This is a genomic window from Variovorax soli (genome assembly GCF_031454625.1).
Classification (GTDB): Bacteria; Pseudomonadota; Gammaproteobacteria; order Burkholderiales; family Burkholderiaceae_C; genus Variovorax; species Variovorax soli_A.
Map to the genome: position 1 here is coordinate 133,679 of NZ_JAVDRF010000001.1, position 21,030 is coordinate 154,708.

General features: G+C 66.6%; 15 protein-coding genes. 4 read left to right on the forward strand and 11 right to left on the reverse strand.

Going from position 1 to position 21,030, the window contains the following annotated elements:
• Nucleotide 1: 1 nt before the first annotated feature.
• The 8 genes from hutH to J2739_RS00680 all read right to left on the reverse strand — a co-directional run bounded on the left by hutH (nucleotide 2) and on the right by J2739_RS00680 (nucleotide 9,541).
• Entirely contained in the window at nucleotides 2-1,552 is a 1,551-nt protein-coding gene (gene hutH / locus J2739_RS00645) for a histidine ammonia-lyase (protein WP_309897767.1), read from the reverse strand.
• Between the two features lie 61 nt (nucleotides 1,553-1,613).
• On the reverse strand, nucleotides 1,614-2,378 hold the full coding sequence (gene hutC, locus J2739_RS00650; RefSeq protein ID WP_309897768.1) for a histidine utilization repressor: 765 nt from the start codon (nucleotides 2,376-2,378) through the stop codon (nucleotides 1,614-1,616).
• A 51-nt stretch (nucleotides 2,379-2,429) separates the two neighbouring features.
• The gene (locus J2739_RS00655) at nucleotides 2,430-3,212 is read right to left on the reverse strand and encodes an ABC transporter ATP-binding protein (protein ID WP_309897769.1); all 783 of its coding nucleotides are present in this window, start codon (nucleotides 3,210-3,212) and stop codon (nucleotides 2,430-2,432) included.
• Nucleotides 3,212-4,072 carry an ABC transporter permease gene (locus J2739_RS00660; protein WP_309897770.1) on the reverse strand — a complete coding sequence of 287 codons (861 nt, stop codon included), beginning with the start codon at nucleotides 4,070-4,072 and terminating at the stop codon, nucleotides 3,212-3,214. Before J2739_RS00660 ends, J2739_RS00655 begins: the two co-directional genes overlap by 1 nt.
• A gap of 34 nt (nucleotides 4,073-4,106) precedes the next feature.
• Nucleotides 4,107-5,012, reverse strand: coding sequence for an ABC transporter substrate-binding protein (locus tag J2739_RS00665; protein ID WP_405053813.1), 906 nt, complete (start codon nucleotides 5,010-5,012; stop codon nucleotides 4,107-4,109).
• 299 nt (nucleotides 5,013-5,311) lie between these two features.
• Nucleotides 5,312-6,397, reverse strand: coding sequence for a hypothetical protein (locus tag J2739_RS00670; RefSeq protein ID WP_309897772.1), 1,086 nt, complete (start codon nucleotides 6,395-6,397; stop codon nucleotides 5,312-5,314).
• 105 nt (nucleotides 6,398-6,502) lie between these two features.
• Nucleotides 6,503-9,061 (reverse strand): hypothetical protein, encoded by a 2,559-nt coding sequence (locus J2739_RS00675; protein ID WP_309897773.1) that lies wholly within the window; start codon nucleotides 9,059-9,061, stop codon nucleotides 6,503-6,505.
• Nucleotides 9,062-9,079: 18 nt separating this feature from the next.
• Entirely contained in the window at nucleotides 9,080-9,541 is a 462-nt protein-coding gene (locus J2739_RS00680; protein WP_309897774.1) for a CesT family type III secretion system chaperone, read from the reverse strand.
• A 187-nt stretch (nucleotides 9,542-9,728) separates the two neighbouring features.
• On the opposite strand from J2739_RS00680, the gene recQ reads away from it, so the two are divergent.
• Nucleotides 9,729-11,612, forward strand: coding sequence for a DNA helicase RecQ (recQ, locus tag J2739_RS00685; RefSeq protein WP_309897775.1), 1,884 nt, complete (start codon nucleotides 9,729-9,731; stop codon nucleotides 11,610-11,612).
• 4 nt (nucleotides 11,613-11,616) lie between these two features.
• Here the strand turns inward: recQ and J2739_RS00690 are convergent, their stop codons facing one another.
• The 3 genes from J2739_RS00690 to J2739_RS00700 all read right to left on the reverse strand — a co-directional run bounded on the left by J2739_RS00690 (nucleotide 11,617) and on the right by J2739_RS00700 (nucleotide 17,417).
• On the reverse strand, nucleotides 11,617-13,266 hold the full coding sequence (locus tag J2739_RS00690; RefSeq protein ID WP_309897776.1) for a S41 family peptidase: 1,650 nt from the start codon (nucleotides 13,264-13,266) through the stop codon (nucleotides 11,617-11,619).
• A 210-nt stretch (nucleotides 13,267-13,476) separates the two neighbouring features.
• On the reverse strand, nucleotides 13,477-15,048 hold the full coding sequence (locus J2739_RS00695; protein WP_309897777.1) for a S41 family peptidase: 1,572 nt from the start codon (nucleotides 15,046-15,048) through the stop codon (nucleotides 13,477-13,479).
• A 47-nt stretch (nucleotides 15,049-15,095) separates the two neighbouring features.
• A complete protein-coding gene (locus tag J2739_RS00700; RefSeq protein ID WP_309897778.1) occupies nucleotides 15,096-17,417 on the reverse strand; it encodes an ATP-binding protein in 2,322 nt (773 codons plus the stop codon).
• A gap of 120 nt (nucleotides 17,418-17,537) precedes the next feature.
• Between J2739_RS00700 and J2739_RS00705 the strand changes: the two genes are divergently transcribed.
• From J2739_RS00705 to J2739_RS00715, 3 genes are all read left to right on the forward strand, one after another.
• Nucleotides 17,538-18,737 (forward strand): threonine ammonia-lyase, encoded by a 1,200-nt coding sequence (locus J2739_RS00705; protein ID WP_309897779.1) that lies wholly within the window; start codon nucleotides 17,538-17,540, stop codon nucleotides 18,735-18,737.
• 80 nt (nucleotides 18,738-18,817) lie between these two features.
• On the forward strand, nucleotides 18,818-18,970 hold the full coding sequence (locus J2739_RS00710) for a hypothetical protein (protein ID WP_309897780.1): 153 nt from the start codon (nucleotides 18,818-18,820) through the stop codon (nucleotides 18,968-18,970).
• 175 nt (nucleotides 18,971-19,145) lie between these two features.
• Nucleotides 19,146-20,993 (forward strand): phosphoenolpyruvate carboxykinase (GTP), encoded by a 1,848-nt coding sequence (locus tag J2739_RS00715; RefSeq protein WP_309897781.1) that lies wholly within the window; start codon nucleotides 19,146-19,148, stop codon nucleotides 20,991-20,993.
• Nucleotides 20,994-21,030: the final 37 nt, after the last annotated feature.

The following is a 21,030-nucleotide window of genomic DNA, read 5'->3' on the forward strand; positions in this document are numbered from 1 at the left end:
TTCAGGGGCGGCTGGGCAGGATGTCCAGCAGGGCGGCGGGCCAATCGCTGCGGCGCGCCCATCGGCGCATGGCCTCGATGTCGGGGGCGATGAAGTGGTCCTGGTCGATGAAGGCCACGCGCTCGCGGATGGCGGCGAATTCGGCTTCCAGCAGCGGCGAGCTTTTCGGGCCTCGCTTCAGCTCGATGCCTTGCGCGGCGGCCATGGCCTCGATACCCACGACCACCGCGGTGTTCTGCACCATCTCGGCCAGGCGGCGCGCGGCGAAGGTGGCCATCGACACATGGTCCTCCTGGTTGGCCGACGTGGGCAGGCTGTCGACGCTGGCGGGATGGGCGAGCGACTTGTTCTCGGAAGCCAGCGATGCGGCCGTGACCTGCGCGATCATGAAGCCGGAGTTGACGCCGCCGTCGCGCACCAGGAAGGGCGGCAGGCCGGAGAGGCCGCTGTCCAGCAGCAAGGCCATGCGGCGCTCGCTGATGGCGCCGATCTCGGCCACCGCGAGCGCGATGATGTCGGCCGCGAAGGCCACCGGCTCGGCGTGGAAGTTGCCGCCGGAGATGACGTCGCCGTTGTCGAAGACCAGCGGGTTGTCGGAGGCGGCATTGGCTTCGATGCGCAGCACGCGCGCGGCGTGCGCGAGGTTGTCGAGGCAGGCGCCCATCACCTGCGGCACACAGCGCACGGAGTACGGGTCCTGCACGCGTCCGCAGTCGGCATGCGAGGGGATGATCTCGCTGCCTTCGAGCAGCGCACGCACGGCGGCGGCGACCGCGACCTGGCCCGGCTGGCCGCGCGCGGCGTGGATGCGCGCATCGAAGGGCTTGATCGAGCCCTGGATCGCCTCGAGCGAGAGCGCGCCGGCCATCAGGGCGGCGGCGAACACGTCCTCGGCGCCGAACAGGCCGGCCAGCGCCAGCGCGGTCGACACCTGCGTGCCGTTGAGCAGGGCCAGGCCCTCCTTGGGGCCGAGGACGAAGGGCTCGAGCCCGATGCGTGCGAGCGCCTCGGCACCGCGGATCACCGCGCCATCGGGCGTCGTGACCTCGCCCTCGCCGATCAGCACGCAGGCCAGGTGCGCGAGCGGCGCGAGGTCGCCCGAGGCGCCCACCGACCCCTTGGACGGAATGCGCGGCAGCAGGCCTGCGTTGTGCAGCGCGATCAGCGCATCGACGATGGCGGGCGCGATGCCCGAGTGCCCGCGCGCCAGGCTCACGGCCTTGGTCGCAAGCACCAGCCGCACCACGCCGTCCGGCAGCGGCTCGCCGGTGCCGGCGCTATGCGAGAGCACCAGGTTGCGCTGCAGTTCGGCCAGCCGCTCGTGCGGAATGATGGTCTGCGCGAGCTTGCCGAAGCCGGTGTTGATGCCGTAGACCACCTCGCCGGCATCGACGATCCGGCGCACGGTGGCCTGGGCCGCGAGCAGGCCGGCGCGCGCCGCGGGGTCGAGGGCGAGCTGCGCGCCGCCGGCATGCACGCGGCGCAACGCAGCGAGCTCGACCTCGCCGGGTGTGAGCAGCAAGGGGGCGGTGGAGAGGATTGCGTTGTCCATCGAAGATCCTGTCTATACAAGTAGGTGCGTGCGAAAGGCGACGCAGATTCGGCCGTCCCGGTCAGCCGAAGCTCGGGTTGCCGTCGGCGCGGAAGCGGCTGCCGAGGCGGTAACGCGAGGCCGGATGCAGGCAGCGGACCATCGTCACCGGGGTGTTGCGCGACCAGGTGCGGCGCGTCAGCAGCAGGCAGGGATCGCTGGACGGCATGTCCAGGCGCTCGGCCTGTTCGGGCGTGGGCAGCACGGCGTCCACCACGTGCTCGATCTGGTCGAAAGGCACGTTGCGCACCAGGTACTCGCTGGGCGACATGGCGGAGAAGTCCTGATCCAGAAAGGCCGGCACCACGCGCGGGTTGACGTGACGGTCCTCCAGCTGCACGGGCAGGTCGTTCTCCAGGTGCAGGCACACGGTGTGGAAGACGGACTCGCCGGGCCGCAGGTCCAGCCACACGGCCACGTCGGGCGCGGCGGCGATGCGCTCCGCAACCAGGAACTCGCAGCGGTAGTCGTGGCCGCGGGCGCGGATCTCGCTCGCGATGTTGGCGATCTGCAGCAGTGTGGACTGCGGCTTGTCCTCGGCCACGAAGCTGCCCACCCCGGCCACGCGCACGATCCGGCCCTGCTCCACCAGCTCGCGCAGCGCGCGATTGACCGTCATGCGCGCCACGCCGAACTTGGCCACCAGCTCGCTCTCGGACGGCAGCCGATGGCCGGCGGGCCAGGAGCCGTTCTGGATCTTGTGCGTGATGAAGGCCTTGACCTGCTCGTACAGCGCGAGGGCGGGCTGCGGCGGGTGGGCGGCCTTGCGGGCGGTGGTGGTGCTCATGGCGTCTCGAATGCGGGCTCGACCGGGCGCGTACGGATCTCCGCTTTCATGTCAATGCTCCGCAGCCGCCATCGACTCCGCGCGGATCTCCTCGGTCAGGCGCGCCTTGATCTCCATGAACTCCGGCGAGGTCTTGATGGTGTAGTGGCGCGGATGTGGGAAGCCGACCGCGATCTCGCTCTTGATGCGGCCCGGCCGCGCGCTGAAGACCGCGACGCGGTTGGCCATGAAGATGGCTTCGTCGATGTCGTGGGTGACGAAGAGCACGGTCTTCTGCGCCGACTCCCAGATGCCGAGCAGCAGCTCCTGCATCAGCACGCGCGTCTGGTTGTCGAGTGCGCCGAAGGGCTCGTCGAGCAGCAGGATCTTGGGGTCGTTGGCGAGCGCGCGCGCGATCGCGGTGCGCTGCTGCATGCCGCCGGAGAGCTGTTTGGGGAAGTGGTTCTCGAAGCCGCGCAGGCCGACCTTGGCGATGAAGTAGTCGCTGCGCTCCTTCTGCGCGGCCTCGCCCATGCCGCGTTCGCGCAGGCCGAAGCGGATGTTCTGCGCGATGGTGAGCCAGGGGAAGAGCGTGTAGCTCTGGAACACCATGCCGCGATCGGCACCCGGACCTTCGATGGGTTTGCCGTCGAGCAGCACGCGGCCTTCGCTCGGCTCGTCCAGGCCGGCCACGATGCGCAGCAGCGTGGACTTGCCGCAGCCCGAGGGGCCGAGGATGGTGACGAAATCGTTCTCGCGCACGTCGAAGTCGATGGGCAGCAAGGCCTGCGTGCGCTGGCCGCGATGGCCGGTGAAGGTGCGGGAGACGCCGCGGATCGAAAGCTGGGTTTGCATCACAGCGTGCTCCAGGCGAAGAGGCGGCGGTTGAGCGACTTGAAGACGAAGTCCGAGACCAGCCCGATCACCCCGATGACGATGATGCCGAAGATGATCTGGCCGGTGTTCAGCAGCGCCTGGCTGTCGGTGATCATGTGGCCGATGCCTGAAGAAGAGCCGATCAGCTCCGCCACGATCACGTAGGTCCAGGCCCAGCCCAGCACCAGGCGCAGGGTTTCGGCGATGCCCGGCGCGGCGCCGGGGATCAGCACGCGCGCGACGATGCCGCGGCTGTCGGCGCCCAGCGTGTAGGCCGCCTCGACCAGGTCTCGGCGCGCACTGCCGACGGTGACGGCCACCATCAGCGTGATCTGGAACACCGAGCCGATGAAGATCACGAGCAGCTTCTGCGCCTCGCCGATGCCGGCCCAGAGGATCAGCAGCGGGATGAAGGCCGAGGCCGGCAGGTAGCGGCAGAAGGAAACGAAGGGCTCGAAGAAGGCCTCGACGGGCTTGTAGGCGCCCATCGCGATGCCCAGCGGCACCGCGACGAGGGCCGCCAGCACGAAGCCGCCGACCACGCGCCACACCGTCATGCCGATGTCGTGGATGAAGTTGAATTCGGTGAAGAGGCCGTAGCCCTCCTTCACCATCGTCACCGGGCTCGCGAGGAAGGTGGGCGGCACGAAGCCGCCCAGCGTGAACGCGGCCCAGACCGCGAAGAACAGGACGAAGAAGCCCACGCCCAGCAACCAGCGCGCGCGCGGGCTGACGGGTTCGAGCGGCGCCATGCCGCGGCGCCGGCGGGCGCGCGCGATCGGCATGGCAGCGGGCGCCGCAGGGGCAGCGGCGGGGACGGTGGCGGTGGTCGCTTCCATGGCTGTGGCCCAGGGAGGGTTCGTGGGCGGCCCGTTACTTGATGAAGCTCGCGTCGAAGGTCGCCGAGAGATCCTCGGGCGCCTTGCGGATGACGCCGGCCTCCAGCAGGATCGGCACCGAGTCCTTCATGAACTGGGTGAGCTCGCCGGCGAAGAACTTCTGGTTGGCCGCCTTGTCCTGCCAACGCAGGTAGGCCGAGGACTTGGCGAACTGCTCGCCGCTCTGCTTGACGGCCGAGCCCATCAGCTCGTTGGCCTTGGCGGGGTCGCTCTTGATCATCTCCAGCGCCTCGAAGTAGGAGTTGGTCAGGGCCTGCGCGGCCTTGGCGTTGGCCTTGAGCCAGGTGGGCGCGCAGCCCACGGTGTCCATCACCATCGGGTAGTCGAGCGTGGTGGCGAGGATCTTGCCGGCCTGCGGATTGGCGCGCACGGTGGAGAGGTAGGGCTCGTAGGTCATGGCGGCATCGTTCTGGCCGGCGACGAAGGCCTGGGCGGCGGGCTGCGGCTCGAGCGAGACGGTCTTCACGTCCTTCAGCGTCATGCCGTTCTTGCTCAGCATCCAGGCCAGGCCGAAGTAGGGTGCTGTGCCCGGCGCGCTGACGCCGATGGTCTTGCCCTTGAGGTCGGCGAAGCTCTTGACGTCGTTGCGCACGGCGATGCCGTCGGCGCCATAGGACTTGTCCATCTGGAAGATCTGCACGATCGGCACGCCGTTGGCGTTCCAGGCCACGTGCGTCTCGACCGTGGTGGCCGCGCACTGGATGGCGCCGGAGGCCAGGGCCAGGTGGCGGTCCTTCTGCGGGATCATCTTGAGCTCCACGTCGAGCCCGTTCTTCTTGAAGATGCCGGCCTTGTCGGCCAGCGAGAGCGGCGCGAAGCCGGTCCAGCCGGACATGCCGAGGGCGAGCTTGGTGTCCTGGGCGTAGGCACTGGCCGCCATGCCTGCGGCGCACAGGCCTGCCGCGAGCAGCGAGGCGGTTCTTGCGAGGGTCTTGACCATCTGGGTACTCCTGTTGTGTTCGTAAAAAGGCCCGACGCGCCATGCGTGACACACGCGGCATGGAGACGCATGGTGCCGGGGCGGGATGCACCTGTATATACAGGCAAACCCCGATTGGTGCCTTGCGCGGCCGTGGGTGCCCGGTTCCGGTGCCAAAGCGCCTGTCGAGCCGCCTGCGCAAGCGCAGGCGGGCAAAGGGGAGCAAGGTGCGTGCCGGCTCGCGGAGCGGACCAGCGCCCTCAGCCTCGCGCGGAGAGCTGCGGCGTGGTGGCGGCGGGCTGGGGGCCGGGACGACCGGATCGTTCGAGCTGCTCGACAAGATCGGCAGCCTCCCGCAGCGCCCGGGCCTTCTCAAGAGCTTCGACCTTTTGATCCTGCGACTCGAGAAGGTGGTCGAACTTCCGCTTGGCTTTGGCGCGAGCGGCGGCCTCTTTTTTGGGGAGCGCTGCGATCTCCTTCAAATCCAGCATGAAGGCCGTCTTGGCGAAGAGGTCCGCCTGAGGCAAACCTTCCGTCTTTTCAAGGAATTTCCCGATGGTGCTGTCGAAAGCCAGCAAAGCGGTCTCAGGGTCCGGATAGCGCTCTGCCAGGGCGTTCAGAGTCTCTTGCCCCCATTCCTCGTCAATGCGATCGACACGCTTGAAAGCCGCCTTGCGCGCGTTCTCGAAATGCCGGAGGAAGACCGACACATGAGGCAGTGCCTGCACGCCACCGGCCTCCACGCGCAGCTTCATTCCCAGGCTGGATGCGATCTTCGATTGGATGTAGTCCAGCTGCACATCCGCCGGCTTGGCCGACGCCGCCTTGCAGATGGCAAGCAGCCTGACCGCATCGATGCCGACGGCCTCCAGCAACTGGATGCAGGGAGACTCGGGGTTGTAACCGGTCCCGTTACCCAAAACCAGATCCTGAACCTGGAGCGCCAATGCGTGAAGCCCCAGGTACTCGTTGTCGCGGGCATCGAATTCCATGTCCCGGCTGCCAACGAAGCGCTGGTCCTGGGGCAGGTATTCGCCTTCCTGAAACTCCGCGCGAAGACCTGACCCGTCCGGGTGTGTCCCCGCCAGCTTTTGCTCCAGTTCATTGCGGGACACCTCGAAGCCCAGAGCGCGCACGGCGCGCTGACGCCACTTGGACTTGTGCTCGATCCGGTGATGCTCGTGTCTGCGTCTGGCCGAAGCGCCTGCCCAAATGATTCCGGGCACGGCGGTCACTGCCCCGACCGGACCGAGCAAAGGGGCGGCGAGGACGCCCCCGATCACCAGCCCTCCTGCCGCTGTTTGGCCAATCGGTAATGGCGAGCGAATGCCGGGGCGCGTCGACACGCCAGTGCTGCTCCCGTGCAATCCTCGGCCTGCTGCGCCAGGACGGTGCTTGAGCATCAAGCAATCACAGGCATGCAAACGCCGCAGCCTGCCCCGGGCATTGGCTCATGCCCGGGGCAACACGATCTGATCGGCCTGCTGCATTCGATGGAACTGCTCCAATTCCTTGACTAGGTCGGTGGCCTCCTCCACGGCGGCGCGTTCTCGCTGTCTTTGTTTTTTCTGCTCAATCTCCGCATCAGTCTTCCTGACAAGTCCTTCGAACTTCTCTCTGGCTTGTAAATACTCGTCGAACGCCTTCAGCATCTCAGTGTCCTTGGTCTGAGGAAGGTGTTCCGTCTTTTTCAGAAAAGTCTTGACGGCCTGGTGAAAGGCCAGCATGCCTGCCGGGTCTGAATAGCGCGCTGCCAGCTGCTTGCGAATCTCTGGAAACAACTCACTCGAATGGGGCACGAGGCCGTGCTTGTTCTCCCAAAAGGCGCTGTTCGCTGCGACCCCGAAATGCTTCAGAAAGATCGACGGATGCGCTGGTTCCTGGGTTCGGGTTCCCGGTGCCACGATGAACTTCATGCCCAACTTGGGCGCAAGCCGAGATTGGATGTAGTCCAGTTGCTCGTTCGGCTCCTTCGCCGCAACAGCCTTGCAAATCGCCAGAAGCCGGTGTTGATCGATGCCGACGCCATGCAAGAGCTTCATGACCGGGGAGTTCTTGTCATACGCTTCTTTGCCACGGGCCAGATCCTGGACCTTGAGCGCCAGCAAGTGAAGGCCCAGGTACTCGTTGTCGCGCGCCTTGAGTTCGAGCTTGCGGTGTCCAGCGAAGTGCCCCTTTTCAGGTTCGTATTCGCCTTCCTCCTGTGCGAATTCAATGTCTTCATTGCCGGCCAGTTTGGACGCCAGCGCTTCGCGAGGCGTATCGAGGGCGATCGCCTGCACCATTCGCTGGCGCCATTTAGCGTTGTGGTCGGCACGCACCCGCTTGTAGTTGCGTGCCCCCACTGCGAAGCCCCAACCCGTTCCCAATACCAAAAGAGGCACGGCCGCCACGCCAGCCGTTGCTGCGGTGAGAACGCCAAGCCCGGCGGCCGCAGCGAGCGCCGCTGCTGTGGCAGCCGCTCCGCCGACAGTACCGCCTCCCCTGAAAATACGCCCCCGGGCGAATTTCTTTTCGCGCTTTGCCTGGCGCAGCAGACGATCCTGTTGCTTGGAGAAGCACTGGATGAGGCCTTGCGCCAACTCGTTGTCGTGATGAGTCTGGTACTCAGTGCTGGCAGGGTCCGTTCTGGACAATAGCTCCTGCATGAGTTCCTTGCGCAAGCTTGCTCGCGCCTGTTGGTCCACGCGCCGCAGCAACTCGTGCTTGCCTTCGTCGACTTCGATCACGCCCCCGACAATGGCAAGCGGCGCCAGCGCAGCACCCGCCAGAGGGCTGACTGAAACGGTGCTGTTGACGCCTTCGATGACAGCCCCGACGGTGTTGGACATCGCTGTCATGGGCGACCTGATGGCGCGGTCTCGCGCCGCCTTGCGAGTGGAGGAATCCTCCAGTGTTGTGCCGAACAACTTTTCGCAGGCGTCCATGAAATTCAAGAAACCTTCAGCATCCTCGGGAGCGGCATTCCCCGGATCCGCCATGAACCTGTCGGCGGCTTGTCTGAAGCGCAGGTTGCTCTTGGCCTTCTCGCGCTCGGAGAGCTGCCTGAGGTGCGCTTCCGTGGCAAATACCGCATCGATGCCCGATGGCACCACCGCGAGCGCTGCAAGTCCATCGGTGACCGAAGTCAGATCCGCGCCCAGCGTCGGATCGGCAAAATTGGCGTAAGCGGTCAGACCTGTGTTGAGCAGTCTGCTGCCGGATACTGCGGCCAAGGCGAAGTCATTGGGCACCTGATTGTTTTGGTTCAGCAGGCCCTTCCCCTTGTCGCTCCCGTACTCGGTGCCCGTCTTGCACGGGCGGCCGGTTTTTTCACGCAGGACGCGCCCGACCTTGTTGAGGCCGGTCTGCACTTCCTTTCCTTTCGCGGCCTGCCAGGCATGAAGCTGCACGCCTAACTTTTCCTCGCTCCTCACCAACACCCGGTCAGTACCCTCCGTACCGTCAGCTTTCGTATATTTTTGTGCCTTTCTTGCGTAGGCGCCCTGTCCGTTTTTTTCTTTCTCTTCCTCCCATTTCAACGCCAGTTCGTTGTACTGCTCGAATTGCTCGCGTTGAGTGCCGTGCAGCTTCTCCGAGAGTATTTCGAATGTGCCGGGGAGGCTTGAGCTGGCCGTGTGCGCGGCGGGTCCTGCTTCAGGCACCGCCTGCAGCACCGGCTCGCCGGAGAGGTGCAAGCCCTCAGACTCTGTCTGCGACTCTGAACCGAAGAGGGAACGGGGGACGTCTTGTTCGGGGGAGGGTCGAGCTCGCGGCGTGTCCTTTGGCAACAGCTCAAACTCGCCCTCTGTGTGTGTTGCTGCTTCGTGACCGAAGAAGGAGTGCTGGGCCTCTGCCTTGGTCCGCGGTATGAAGCCAGCCACCGACCGCTCGAGGGGAGGCCGAAACCGCGGCGTACTCTTTGGCGACGGCTCCGCGGGCAATGGGTTGTTCAGGTTCGGCAGCTTCCAGCCCCCGGTCGGCAGCCGGACAGGCAGCCCGGCAGGCTTCAAAGTGCTGTTTTTGTTCATCGCACTTCCCCTGATCTTTCAGACCCACGAACCCGGTGGCGGCGAGAGGTCGGCAGCAGGCGGCGCGTTGTCGACGGCCTCCCGCAACCGGCCCTTCCATTCGTCCAGCAAGGGAATCAATTGCTCCTGGAGCACGAACGCAAGATCGATGTCGTCCTCGAGCAATGCCGGCAGAGGAATGTGATACGCCACCACTGGATGGTGGTTCTCGGCGTGCAGGCTGAAGGTGGGCAGGTAGAAGCTCGTGTTGCCCAGGTTGAACTCCAGCAGCAGTTCGAGCATCTCCGCCCTGTCGACGCCTTCCTCGATCTCACCGAGATCGGCGAGCAGGCGAATTTCGTCACGCTCTTCGAGGTACTCGATGCAGACCAGCGTGTCGTCCACCTGCAGCAAGCCGCGATCCAGAAACTCGCCGGCATCGCCGAGTTCCAACTCCTCGCAAAGATCCTGAACCAGCTCGACATAGTCTTCACGACTCATGGGCCTGTCTCCTCATCAGGTCGAACAAAGGAAATCCACTGGTAGTTGGTAACAATGGTGTCCCAAACCCTCCTGGCGGGGTCTGACGTTTTGTGACGACAGCTCAAGCGACAATCAGTTTTCGGCGACCACTGCAGCGCCCCTCAGTTCCCCCCATCCGATCATTCACGCCGTTGGCGCCACACCCGTGTCAGTCTTGCCGTCTCCCTCACCCGATCACGAGCTGTCGCAAATCCTCAGCGAGGTCTTCGGCTATGCCGAGTTCCGCGGCCATCAACAAGCCATCGTCGAGCACGTGAACGGCGGCGGCGACGCGCTGGTGCTGATGCCGACCGGCGGCGGCAAGTCGCTGTGCTATCAGATCCCCGCCATCGCGCGGCAGCGGGCGGGCCGCGGCGTGACGGTGGTGGTCTCGCCGCTGATCGCACTGATGCACGACCAGGTGGGTGCACTGCACGAGGCAGGCGTGGCAGCGGCCTTCCTCAATTCCACGCTGGATTGGGAACAGACCCAGGACGTCGAGCGCCGCCTGCTGCGCGGCGAGATCACGCTGCTCTACGCAGCACCCGAGCGCGTCACGACGCCGCGCTTCCTGTCACAGCTCGATGGGCTCCACCAGCGCGGCAAGCTGTCGCTGTTCGCGATCGACGAAGCGCATTGCGTGAGTCAGTGGGGCCACGACTTCCGTCCGGAGTACCGCGCGCTCACAGTGCTGCACGAGCGCTATGCGAGCGTGCCGCGCATCGCGCTGACCGCGACCGCGGACGCACTGACGCGGGCCGACATCGTGGAGCGCCTGCAGCTCGAGCAGGCGCGCCAGTTCGTCTCCAGCTTCGACCGGCCGAACATCCGCTACACCATCGTCGAGAAGAAGGAACCGGTGACGCAGCTGCTGCGCTTCATCCAGCGTGAGCATGAAGGCGACGCAGGCGTCGTCTACTGCCAGTCGCGCAAGCGCGTCGAAGACACCGCGCAGACCTTGCGCGATGCCGGCGTCGAAGCCCTGCCCTACCACGCCGGCCTGGACGCGGCGGTACGGCAGCAGCACCAGGACCGCTTCCTGCGCGACGAGGGCATCGTGATGGTGGCGACCATCGCCTTCGGCATGGGCATCGACAAGCCCGACGTTCGTTTCGTCGCCCACCTCGACATGCCGAAGAACATCGAGGGCTACTACCAGGAAACGGGCCGCGCAGGGCGCGACGGCGAGCCGGCCGATGCCTGGATGACCTACGGACTGCAGGACGTGGTCAATCAGCGCCGCATGATCGACGAAAGCCCCGCCGGCGAGGAGTTCAAGCAGGTGATGCGCGGCAAGCTCGACGCCCTGCTCTCGCTGGCCGAAGCGAGCGACTGCCGTCGGGTTCGGCTGTTGCATTACTTCGGCGAGCGCAGCGAGGCCTGCGGCAACTGCGACAACTGCCTGAACCCGCCGCAGGTGTGGGACGGCACGGATGCGGCGCGCAAGCTGCTCAGCACCATCTACCGCGTGCAGCAGCAAAGCGGCATCAGCTTCGGGGCGGGCCACATCATGGACATCCTGCGCGGCAAGGCAACGGAGAAGGTGACGCAGTTCGGCCACGCGACACTTAGCACCTTCGGCCTGGGCGCCGAGTTCAGCGAAGCGCAGCTGCGCGGGGTGATGCGCCAGTTGATCGCCACCGGCGCGCTGGCGGTCGATGCGCAGGCCTACAACACGCTGCAGCTCACCGAAGGCTCCCGCGCGGTTCTCAAGGGCGAAATGTCCGTGCTGTTGCGCGAGTCGCTTTCGTCACCGGCCGAGCGCAAGAAGGTCCGGCGCGAGAAGCCGGCGCGCGGTGCGCCCTCGCCGGCCGCAGCCACGCTGGACGTGACGGGCCAGGCGCGCTTCGCCGCGCTCAAGGCCTGGCGCGCCGAGGTGGCGCGAGAGCACAACCTGCCGGCCTACGTGATCTTTCACGATGCGACGCTGGCCGCCATTGCCGGGCGCGCGCCGGCCACGCTCGAGGACCTGCAAGGCCTGAGCGGGATCGGGAGCAAGAAGCTCGAAGCGTACGGGGCGGATGTGCTCAGGGTCTGCGCCGCGTTCTAGTCCCTCAGTGGCCGCTGCGGCGGAGCACCCGGTTCTCGCGCAGCGGAGAACGCACGAGATAGGGCACACGCTCGGCTTCGGCCTTGCGCATGGCGACGTCGGCCTTGCTGGCCGATGGCGGGGTGGGGCAGATCCCGCCGCCGAGCAGGTGCAACGCGACCGCAAGCCGGGCTTCCTTCGGGTCACCCAGCTGGTGCGTGAAGTCGTCCACCACCGCACAGGTCGGCGCAAAGCCATCGCTGTAGTCGCCGAAGCCCTTGTCGTTGACGCCCTGGAACTGGATGGCGTAGTAGGTCGTGCCGCAGTTGTCCTGAGGTATGAAGCCGTAGGGCTTGCCGCAGGTGCCGCCACCGACCAGGTCGACGGTGACGCCGATGCCGCGCAGGCTGTTGACGACGGACTCGCTGGCCGAGCAGGTATCGGGGCCGCTCAGCACCGTGACATGCGACAGCCCGAGCTGCGGCAAGGCGTACCCCGGCGACACGGAGTACCCGAGCGCGGTGGCCTGGAAGGGCAGCTTGGCTTCTTCGGGCGTCAAGCGGAACGGATTCTTGTTGTTGTACTGCAGCCGCTCGAAGGTCTTGCCCTGGGTCGCGGCGCTCGAGCTCACCATGTAGGCCAGCTCGCTCGCGACATCGAGCAGGCCACCGCCGTTGTAGCGCATGTCGATCACGAGATCGGTGATGCCGATGGACTGGAACAGCTCCATCGTGGAGGTGAGCCAGTATTCGGCGGTGGCGATGTGCTCGTTGAAGAGCATGTAGCCGACGCGCTTGGTGCCGACGTTGAAGGCGTTCAGCGTCGGGACGGGATCGCGGGTGATCGACGCCGACGTGAGCGCGACCGTGCGCTCGGTGCCGTCGGTCGCCCGCAGCCTGAAGCTGTGCTGCGCTCCTTCGCGCTCGGGAGCGATCGCGGCATTGAGCGCATCGACATCCGTCCCGCCCACGACATCGATGCCGTCGATCTCGATCAGCCGGTCACCCCGAGTCACGACCGCCTGCGCCGCCGGAGACCCCGATTCGGTGAACGCGACGCGGATATCGCGCGGCGGTGAACTGCTAAGGAAGGCGAGCTCCATGCCGTAACCGATTTCGGTGCCGCTTTGCGACAGGGCGCGCGCCTGCTCGGTGTTGGCGGTGAAATGGAAGCGATCCTTCGGTTTGCCTGCCGCGGTGAGCTTCGGCGTCTTCAGCACATCGAAGTAGGCGACGGGCGTTGCATAGTCTCTTGCGAGCAGACGGGTCGGCACTTCGTCGTACCAAAGATAGGTCTCGTCGATCCAGTCGCGCACCCAGCTCTTTTCGAGCGCGAGGCTCCCCGGCAGATCGGCAAACGCAGCGCCCGTCGCAGGATCGATGCCGGTTCGCGGTGCGGCGCATCGGGCCGCCACGTCGGCGGACTTGCCAATTTCTTCTTGGACGTCCGGCGCGGGCGGCGTCGAGGGGACAGGCAGCGTGCCGGGTTCGGGGTCCACCGTCACTTCAGGGGCCGACGGCCCTGCCACTGGCGCAGGGTCTGCAGGCGCGGCGGCGATGGTCGGGAACACGACGCCGCCGCCACCGCCACCGCCTCCGCCACATGCCGCGAGCGCGATGAGCCACGCTGCGCAAAGCGCACCCCGCGCCAATTTCTTGCCGAAGACTCTGTCCATGATCCCTCCGATAGGGCATTGCTGCCGGTTTAGTCGCGGGATGCTAGGAACGCTCTGGTCAAAAAGGTTTTGCTGGCGACATTTCTTCAGAATGAGCGGGTCGCTCGGTCACTGATGGAATTGCAATTGCTTCGTCGGACCTTCCGTGAAGACGAAAAGGCGCATCGCCGCCCTCCGGCGGACGGTGTATTGAATCGGCGTGAAGTGCGGTCAGCGCTGCGGCGCGAGCGGTGCCGCGACGAGCCGGTTTTCCCGCAGTGGCGGACGCACGAGATACGCCGCGCCCTGTGCCTCCGACTTGCGCTGCGTGACGTCGGCCTTGCTCGATCCCGGTGCCGGACAGGCCCCGCTGCTTCGCAAGCTCAGCGCAGCCGCCAACCGCGCCTCGGCCGGATCGCCCAGCGCGTGATCGAAGTCATCGGCCACTGCGCAAGTCGGGGTAAAGCCGTCCCCGTAATCGCCGAAACCGATGTTGTTGACGCCCTGGAACTGGATCGCGAAATAGGTGGTCCCGCAGTTGTCCTGCGGGAGAAAGCCATAGGGCTTGCCGCAGGTGGCGCCGCCGACCAGGCTGACGGCCACGCCGACGCCGCGCAGGCTGTTGATCACCGATTCGCTGGCGGAGCAGGTGTCGGGGCCCGCGAGCACCGTGACGCGCGACAGCCCCAGGCGCGGCAGCGCCTGCCCGGCCGGCGTCGAGAAGCCCAGCGAAGCGGTGTGGAAGGGCAAGGTGGTCTGCGCCGTTGTCAGGCGAAACGGATTCTTGCTGTTGAAGAGGAGGCGCTCGAACACGGCGCCGTTGGTCGCACTCCCCGCGCTGACCATGGCGGCCAGTTCGCTCGCCACATCGAGCAAGCCGCCGCCGTTGTAGCGCATGTCGATCACCAGGTCGATGATGCCGGCGCCCTGCAACTGGTTGACGGCTGCGATCAGCCCCGCCTCCGCGGTTGCCAGATGGTCGTTGAACTGCATGTAGCCCACCGGCCCGCTGGCGGTGGCAATGGTCTTCACGTTTTGTACAGGGACGCGCGTGACGCGCGCCGCGGCCAGCGAGAGCGTGCGTTCAGTGCCGTCGGGGGCTTGCAGCTTGAAGGTGTGGGCTTCACCCTCGCGCGCCGGGGCGAGCCCGGCGTTGAGCTTGGTGGTGTCGCTGCCGTTGGCGACGTCGATGCCGTCGACCTCGACCACCCGCGTGCCGCGCACGATGCCGGCCTGCGCCGCGGGCGAGGCGGGCTCGGTGTAGGCCACACGTACATCGCGCGGCGGCGATGCGCTCAGGAAGGCGAGCTCGAGTCCGTAACCCACATCCACGCCATCTTGCGAGAGCGCGCGGTAGGCGGCTGTGTCCTGCGTGAAATGGAAGCGGTCCTTGGGCCGGCCGGAAGCCGTGAGCCTGGGCGTCTTGAGCACAGCGAACCAGGTGATCGGCGTGCTGTAGTCCTTCGATGCCAGGTTGGTCGGCACCTCGTCGAACCAGAGGTAGGTTTCGTCGATCCAGCTGCGTACCCAGCGTTTCTCGTCGACGGTGGTGCCGCTGCGGTCGGGAAAGACGGTGCCCGTGCCGGGGTCGATGCCAACGCGCGGCGCGGCGCACAGGCCGGCGACGCTGGCGGAGTCGACGATGGTGTCATCCGCGGCCGCGGCAGGCTGCTGCGAGGATGTCGCCGCCAGTGGCAGGAAGGCGCCGCCACCGCCGCCACCGCCGCCACCGCAGGCGGTCAATGCGCCGGCAGCCGCGCAAAACGCCAACAGCGCAGCCAGGCGCTGCAATCCAGGCTTCATGAAGATCTCCCTTGCGCGCCGGCACTCCGGCGCGACGGCGCGTTGTCTTAGTGAACGAAGCCCATGCCGCGCGACTCGCGTACCTCGGGCTTGATGCGGTGCTCGGCCTCGAGCTGATCCAGGAACTCCTCGGCCGAGAAGGCCACCGCAAGGATATCGGTCTGGCGCTTCACAGCCGCGAAGTCGCCGGGGCACAGCTGCTGCAGCTTGGCCAGGCGCTGCCGCCGCTCGGTCGTCAGGCCGGTTGCATCGCCGTCCAGCGCCTCGGTGACGAACATGCACTCTCGCTGCGCCGGCGTCAGAGGCATGAACTTGATCTTGAAGGTGAAGCGCCGCAATGCCGCCTGGTCGAGCCGGTCGAGCAGGTTGGTGGTGCAGACGAAGATGCCGTCGAAGCGTTCCATGCCCTGCAGCATCTCGTTGACCTCGGTGACCTCGTAGGTGCGCTGGGCGCCGCGCCGGTCCTGCAGGAAGCTGTCGGCCTCGTCGAGCAGGAGGATCGCCTGCTCGGCCTCGGCCTCCTTGAACATGGCCGCCATGTTCTGCTCGGTCTCGCCGACGTACTTGCTCATCAGGTCGCTCGCCTGCTTGATGATCAGCGGCCGGCCGATGGCGCGGGCGATGTGCTCGGCCAGCGCGGTCTTGCCGGTGCCGGGCGCGCCGTAGAAGCACAAGGTGCCGTGGCCGCGCGCCCTGAGCGCCTCGACGATGCGCGGGATCTCGAAGCGGCTCTCGACGTTGAGCATGTCGAGGTCGTAGGTGGTGACGCTGCGGCGTGCGCCCAGGCCACCCTGCGTGCCGAGCGCCATGTCGGCATTGCGCAGCTGGCGCTCGATCAGGCTCTCGATCGAAGTGCCCTCGCCCATGGCCAGGCCGGCGAAGCGCACCGCGGTGCGGATCTGCGCCGGCGTGAGGCCCTTGCGCGCCGCCAGCTTGGCGGTGAAGGCCTCGGACACGGCCACGCCCTCGAGTGTCTTGCGCACCAGCTGTTCGCGCGCGCCGGGCGGCGGCGATTTGAGCTCCAGGTGATAGGCGAAGCGGCGCCGGAAGGCGGGGTCGATCTGCTCGATGCGGTTGGTCACCCAGAGGGTGGGCACCGCATTCGATTCGAGGATCTGGTTGACCCAGGCCTTGCCGCTCACGCTGCCGCTGGCGGACGCAGGGACCTGCTCGGCGCGCGCCATGAGCTGTGCCGCCTCGGTGCTGATCGGGGGGAACACATCCTCGACCTCGTCGAACAGCAGCGCCGCCTGCGCGCTGCCCTTGAGGAAGACCTGCGCAATCTGGAGCGAGCGGTAGCGGTCGCGGCCCGAGAGCGAATTGCCGTCGCGGTCGGCGTACTCGACCTCGAAGAGCTCCAGGCCCGCGGCTTGCGCCACGACCTTGGCGAGCTCGGTCTTGCCGGTGCCGGGCGGGCCGTAGAGCAGCACGTTCACGCCCGGCTCCTTGCGCGCCACTGCGGCCGAGAGCAGGGTGATGAGCATCTGCGCATCCTCCTGGACGAAGGCGAAGTCGTGCACTGCGAGCGCGCTCTTGGCCGATGGCCGGGTGAACACGGCCATCAGCTCGTTGTGGTCGCGGTACTCGCGCATCAGCACGGGCGGCAGCTTCTCGCTCACCTTCATGAGATCGGCGAGGTCGGTGATGTTGTGCTCGGAGATCAGGTTCTCGACCAGGCCGATGCGCTCCAGCCGGGAGCCCGCGCGCAGCGCCTCGCCCACGTCGCTGGCATTGACGCCGGCCACCTCCGCGATCGCGGCATAGGCCTCGGGCGCGTTATTGACCTTGAACTCCACCAACAGCGAGCGCAGGTCGCGCTGGTAGCGGGCCAAGGTGCCATAAAGCAGCAGCGCGCGCTCCGCCTTGTTGAGCTGCAGCAGGCCTGCGAGGGCATCGATGTTCTTCTCGACCAGGGTCGATTGCTTGCGCAGCGCATGGGTGAGCCAGTCCCGCGTGGCCGACAGCACGGAGAGCAGGTCCTTGGGCTGATCCTTGGCGTATTCGTCCAGGTAGAAAAAGAGCGTGCCTTCCTCGTAGGGGCCGCGCCAGACGCCGTGGCGCTCCAGCAGCGTGCGGCCGTCGAAATGCTCGACGCCTTTCCAGACCTCGTTGCCGGCACAGCGGCGCCCGAGAAATTCGCGCAGGCGCTGCAGCACGGCCAGCGGCCAGACCAAGTGGCGGCCGGTGAGCGAGAGCAGGCCGTTGAGGTCGCGCCGCACGTTGAAGCGCGGACCCTGCTTCGCCGCGAGGGTGAGCACGAAGTGCGAGCACATGAGCTCGAGCACCGGCGCCTCCTTGAGTCCGGGCGACGGCAATGCATGACCGCGGGAAGCCGCGGCCACGACATCGGCACCGGAACGCTTGACCATCGAGCAACCCCCAGCTAGGAGAATCGGAACTGACCGCGACCATAGCGCAGACTTTTGGCTTCGGGAAGACTCGGGAACGGTAAAAACCCGGATGTTGCGATTCCGTCCACAATGCCGCCCATGCTTGGAATCGACGACATCGAACGCGCCGCCGAGCGCCTGCGCGGGCAGGTGCTCGATACGCCCTGTGTGGAATCGCGCACGCTGTCCGAGATCGTGGGCGCGCAGATCTTCCTCAAATTCGAGAACCTGCAGTTCACGTCCTCCTTCAAGGAGCGCGGAGCCTGCAACAAATTGGTCGACCTGTCGGAGAAGGGCGTTCGGGGTGTGATCGCGATGTCGGCGGGCAACCACGCCCAGGGCGTGGCCTACCACGCCCAGCGCCTTGGCCTGCGGGCGCTGATCGTGATGCCGCGCTTCACGCCGGGCGTGAAGATCGAGCGCACCCGCGGCTTCGGCGCCGAGGTGGTGCTGCACGGCGATACGTTGGACGCCGCGCGCGCCCACGCCCTGGCGCTGGCAGAGCAGGAAGGCCTGGCTTTCGTCCACCCGTACGACGACGAAGCCATCATCGCCGGCCAGGGCACCGTGGCGCTCGAAATGCTGGCGGCAGTGCCGCAGCTCGATGTCCTGGTGGTGTCGGTGGGCGGCGGCGGGCTGATCGCCGGCATGGCGTTGGCGGCCCGGGCGCGTCAGCCCGGCATCGAGATCGTGGGGGTGCAGACGCGGCGCTTCCCGACCATGGTCAACGCCATCCAGGGCACGAACCTTCCGCTGGGGCAGAGCACCATCGCCGAAGGGATCGCCGTCGGCACGCCGGGGGTGCTGACGCAAGCCATCATTGGCGCCCAGGTGAACGATCTGCTGCTGGTCGACGAGGGCGACATCGAACAGGCGGTGCTGATGCTGCTGGAGATCGAAAAGACGCTGGTCGAGGGCGCTGGCGCGGCCGGGTTGGCGGCGCTGATCCGGCATCCCGAGCGCTTCAGGGGCAAGCGGGTCGGGCTGGTGCTCTCGGGTGGCAACATCGATCCGTTGCTCCTGGCGGCGATCATCGAGCGCGGCATGGTGCGCGCCGGCCGGCTCGCCCGCGTGCGCGTCAGCGCACGGGACGTGCCCGGCTCATTGGCCCAGATCACGGCCACTGTGGCGGAAGCGGGCGCCAACGTCGATGAGGTGCACCATCAGCGCGCCTTCACCATGCTGGCGGCGCAGAACGTGGACATCGAGTTGGTCCTGCAGACCCGCGGACGCACGCACCTGACGGCGGTGCTCGAGGCGCTGCGCAAGGCCGGCTTCGAAGCAGACGAGCAGCGCTGAGGGGGCTGGCAAGCCCCTAGACCGCGGGGCGCGGGTCCGTCGGTAAAATGGCCTCAGTTTTGCGTACCCGAGGAATAACCATGTCCAATCCCACCCCTGTCGATCCGGCCAAGGCCTCCGCCGTCGAGGCCGATGCGGTCGAGTCGATCGTTCCCCTCATGCCCCTGGTGCTGCCCCTGGCCGGCGGGGTGCTGATGCTCCTGCTGGCCTCCATCGCCGTCTACATGGCCTGACATCCGGCTGCGGCAGCGGCGGACACCGAGCGGACCGCCACTGTTCGAGGATTTCGAACCCCGCCCCACGAAATCCTCCCTCTCCCGAGACGGGAAACGTTTTTTCCAACGGACCTCGGCGGCCCTGGCGCCAGAGCCCCGTTCGGAAAGACGATTTTTCAACTTAGGAGTTTGTATGAACGCACCGTTGAAGGGACTTGCAGTGCAGGCACCCTCGTACGTCAAGAACGCAAGTCTGATCGCCTGGGTGGCGGACATGGCCGCGCTGTGCAAGCCCGAAGCCATCCATTGGTGCGATGGCAGCCAGGAGGAATATGAACGCATGTGCCAGCTCCTGGTCGACTCCGGCACCTTCAAGAAACTGAACCCCGCCAAACGCCCCAATTCCTTCCTTGCGTGTTCGGACCCGAGCGACGTCGCCCGCGTCGAAGACCGCACCTTCATCTGCTCCGAGAAGAAGGAAGGCGCCGGCCCCACCAACAACTGGATGGCGCCCGCCGAGATGCGCGCCACGCTGCAGCCCCTGTTCGACGGCTGCATGAAGGGCCGCACGATGTATGTCGTGCCCTTCAGCATGGGCCCGCTGGGTTCGCCGATCGCGCACATCGGCATCGAGCTTTCCGACAGCCCGTACGTGGTCGTCAACATGAAGATCATGACGCGCATGGGCAAGGCCGTGTACGACGTGCTGGGTTCCGAAGGCGAGTTCGTGCCCTGCGTGCACACCGTCGGCGCGCCGCTGCAGCCGGGCGAGAAGGACGCGGCCTGGCCCTGCAACAAGACCAAGTACATCGTCCACTACCCCGAGACCCGCGAGATCTGGAGCTACGGCTCGGGCTACGGAGGCAATGCGCTGCTGGGCAAGAAGTGCTTCGCCCTGCGCATCGCCTCGAACATGGGCCGCGACGAAGGCTGGCTGGCCGAACACATGCTGATCCTCGGCGTCACCAATCCCCAGGGCAAGAAGTACCACGTCGCGGCGGCGTTCCCCAGCGCGTGCGGCAAGACCAACTTCGCCATGCTCATCCCACCGGCCGGTTTCGAGGGCTGGAAGGTCACGACCATCGGTGACGACATCGCCTGGATCAAGCCCGGTGCCGACGGCAAGCTGCACGCGATCAATCCGGAGGCCGGCTACTTCGGCGTCGCGCCCGGCACCAATGTCCAGACCAACCCGAACTGCATGGCCAGCCTCAACCGCGACGTGATTTTCACCAACGTCGCGCTGACCGACGACGGCGACGTGTGGTGGGAAGGCATGGGCGAGGCCCCGGCCCACGCGATCGACTGGCAGGGCAAGGACTGGACGCCCGCCATCGCCAGGGAAACCGGCGCCAAGGCCGCCCACCCGAACGCGCGCTTCACGGTCGCCGCGGTCAACAACCCGGCGCTCGACGACGCCTGGGACGATCCCAAGGGTGTGGCCATCGACGCCTTCATCTTCGGCGGCCGCCGCTCGACCACGGTGCCGCTGGTGACCGAGGCGCGCAATTGGGTCGAAGGCGTCTACATGGCCGCGACCATGGGGTCCGAAACCACCGCCGCGGCCGGTGGCCAGCAGGGCGTGGTGCGGCGCGATCCCTTCGCGATGCTGCCCTTCGCCGGCTACAACATGAGCGATTACTTCCAGCACTGGCTGGACCTGGGCAGGAAGCTCGAGGCCGCCGGCGCGCGCCTGCCCCGGATCTACACCACCAACTGGTTCCGCAAGGGCGCCGACGGCAAGTTCGTCTGGCCCGGCTACGGCGAGAACATGCGGGTGCTGAAGTGGATGATCGATCGCATCGAAGGCAGGGGCGAAGGAAACGAGCATGTGTTCGGCGTCAGCCCGCGCTATGAAGACCTCAACTGGACGGGCCTGGACTTCAGCGCCGAGCAGTTCGACACGGTCACCCACATCGACAAGGCAGCGTGGCAGGCGGAGCTGAAGCTGCACGCCGAGCTGTTCCAGCAGTTGGCGCATCACCTGCCGGAGGAACTGCCGGCGACGAAGGCCGCGATCGAGCAGCGGCTCGCCGCCTGAAGCCGGCACCCATGAAAAAAGCCGCCCGAGGGCGGCT

Excerpts from the sequence above, each read along its gene's own strand:
- hutH (WP_309897767.1), bottom strand. The coding sequence starts at position 1,552 with ATGGACAACGCAATCCTCTCCACCGCCCCCTTGCTGCTCACACCCGGC.
- hutC (WP_309897768.1), bottom strand. The coding sequence starts at position 2,378 with ATGAGCACCACCACCGCCCGCAAGGCCGCCCACCCGCCGCAGCCCGCC.
- J2739_RS00655 (WP_309897769.1), bottom strand. The coding sequence starts at position 3,212 with ATGCAAACCCAGCTTTCGATCCGCGGCGTCTCCCGCACCTTCACCGGC.
- J2739_RS00660 (WP_309897770.1), bottom strand. The coding sequence starts at position 4,072 with ATGGAAGCGACCACCGCCACCGTCCCCGCCGCTGCCCCTGCGGCGCCC.
- J2739_RS00665 (WP_405053813.1), bottom strand. The coding sequence starts at position 5,012 with ATGGCGGCCAGTGCCTACGCCCAGGACACCAAGCTCGCCCTCGGCATG.
- J2739_RS00675 (WP_309897773.1), bottom strand. The coding sequence starts at position 9,061 with ATGAACAAAAACAGCACTTTGAAGCCTGCCGGGCTGCCTGTCCGGCTG.
- J2739_RS00680 (WP_309897774.1), bottom strand. The coding sequence starts at position 9,541 with ATGAGTCGTGAAGACTATGTCGAGCTGGTTCAGGATCTTTGCGAGGAG.
- J2739_RS00690 (WP_309897776.1), bottom strand. The coding sequence starts at position 13,266 with ATGGACAGAGTCTTCGGCAAGAAATTGGCGCGGGGTGCGCTTTGCGCA.
- J2739_RS00695 (WP_309897777.1), bottom strand. The coding sequence starts at position 15,048 with ATGAAGCCTGGATTGCAGCGCCTGGCTGCGCTGTTGGCGTTTTGCGCG.
- J2739_RS00700 (WP_309897778.1), bottom strand. The coding sequence starts at position 17,417 with ATGGTCAAGCGTTCCGGTGCCGATGTCGTGGCCGCGGCTTCCCGCGGT.
- J2739_RS00705 (WP_309897779.1), top strand. The coding sequence starts at position 17,538 with ATGCTTGGAATCGACGACATCGAACGCGCCGCCGAGCGCCTGCGCGGG.
- J2739_RS00710 (WP_309897780.1), top strand. The coding sequence starts at position 18,818 with ATGTCCAATCCCACCCCTGTCGATCCGGCCAAGGCCTCCGCCGTCGAG.
- J2739_RS00715 (WP_309897781.1), top strand. The coding sequence starts at position 19,146 with ATGAACGCACCGTTGAAGGGACTTGCAGTGCAGGCACCCTCGTACGTC.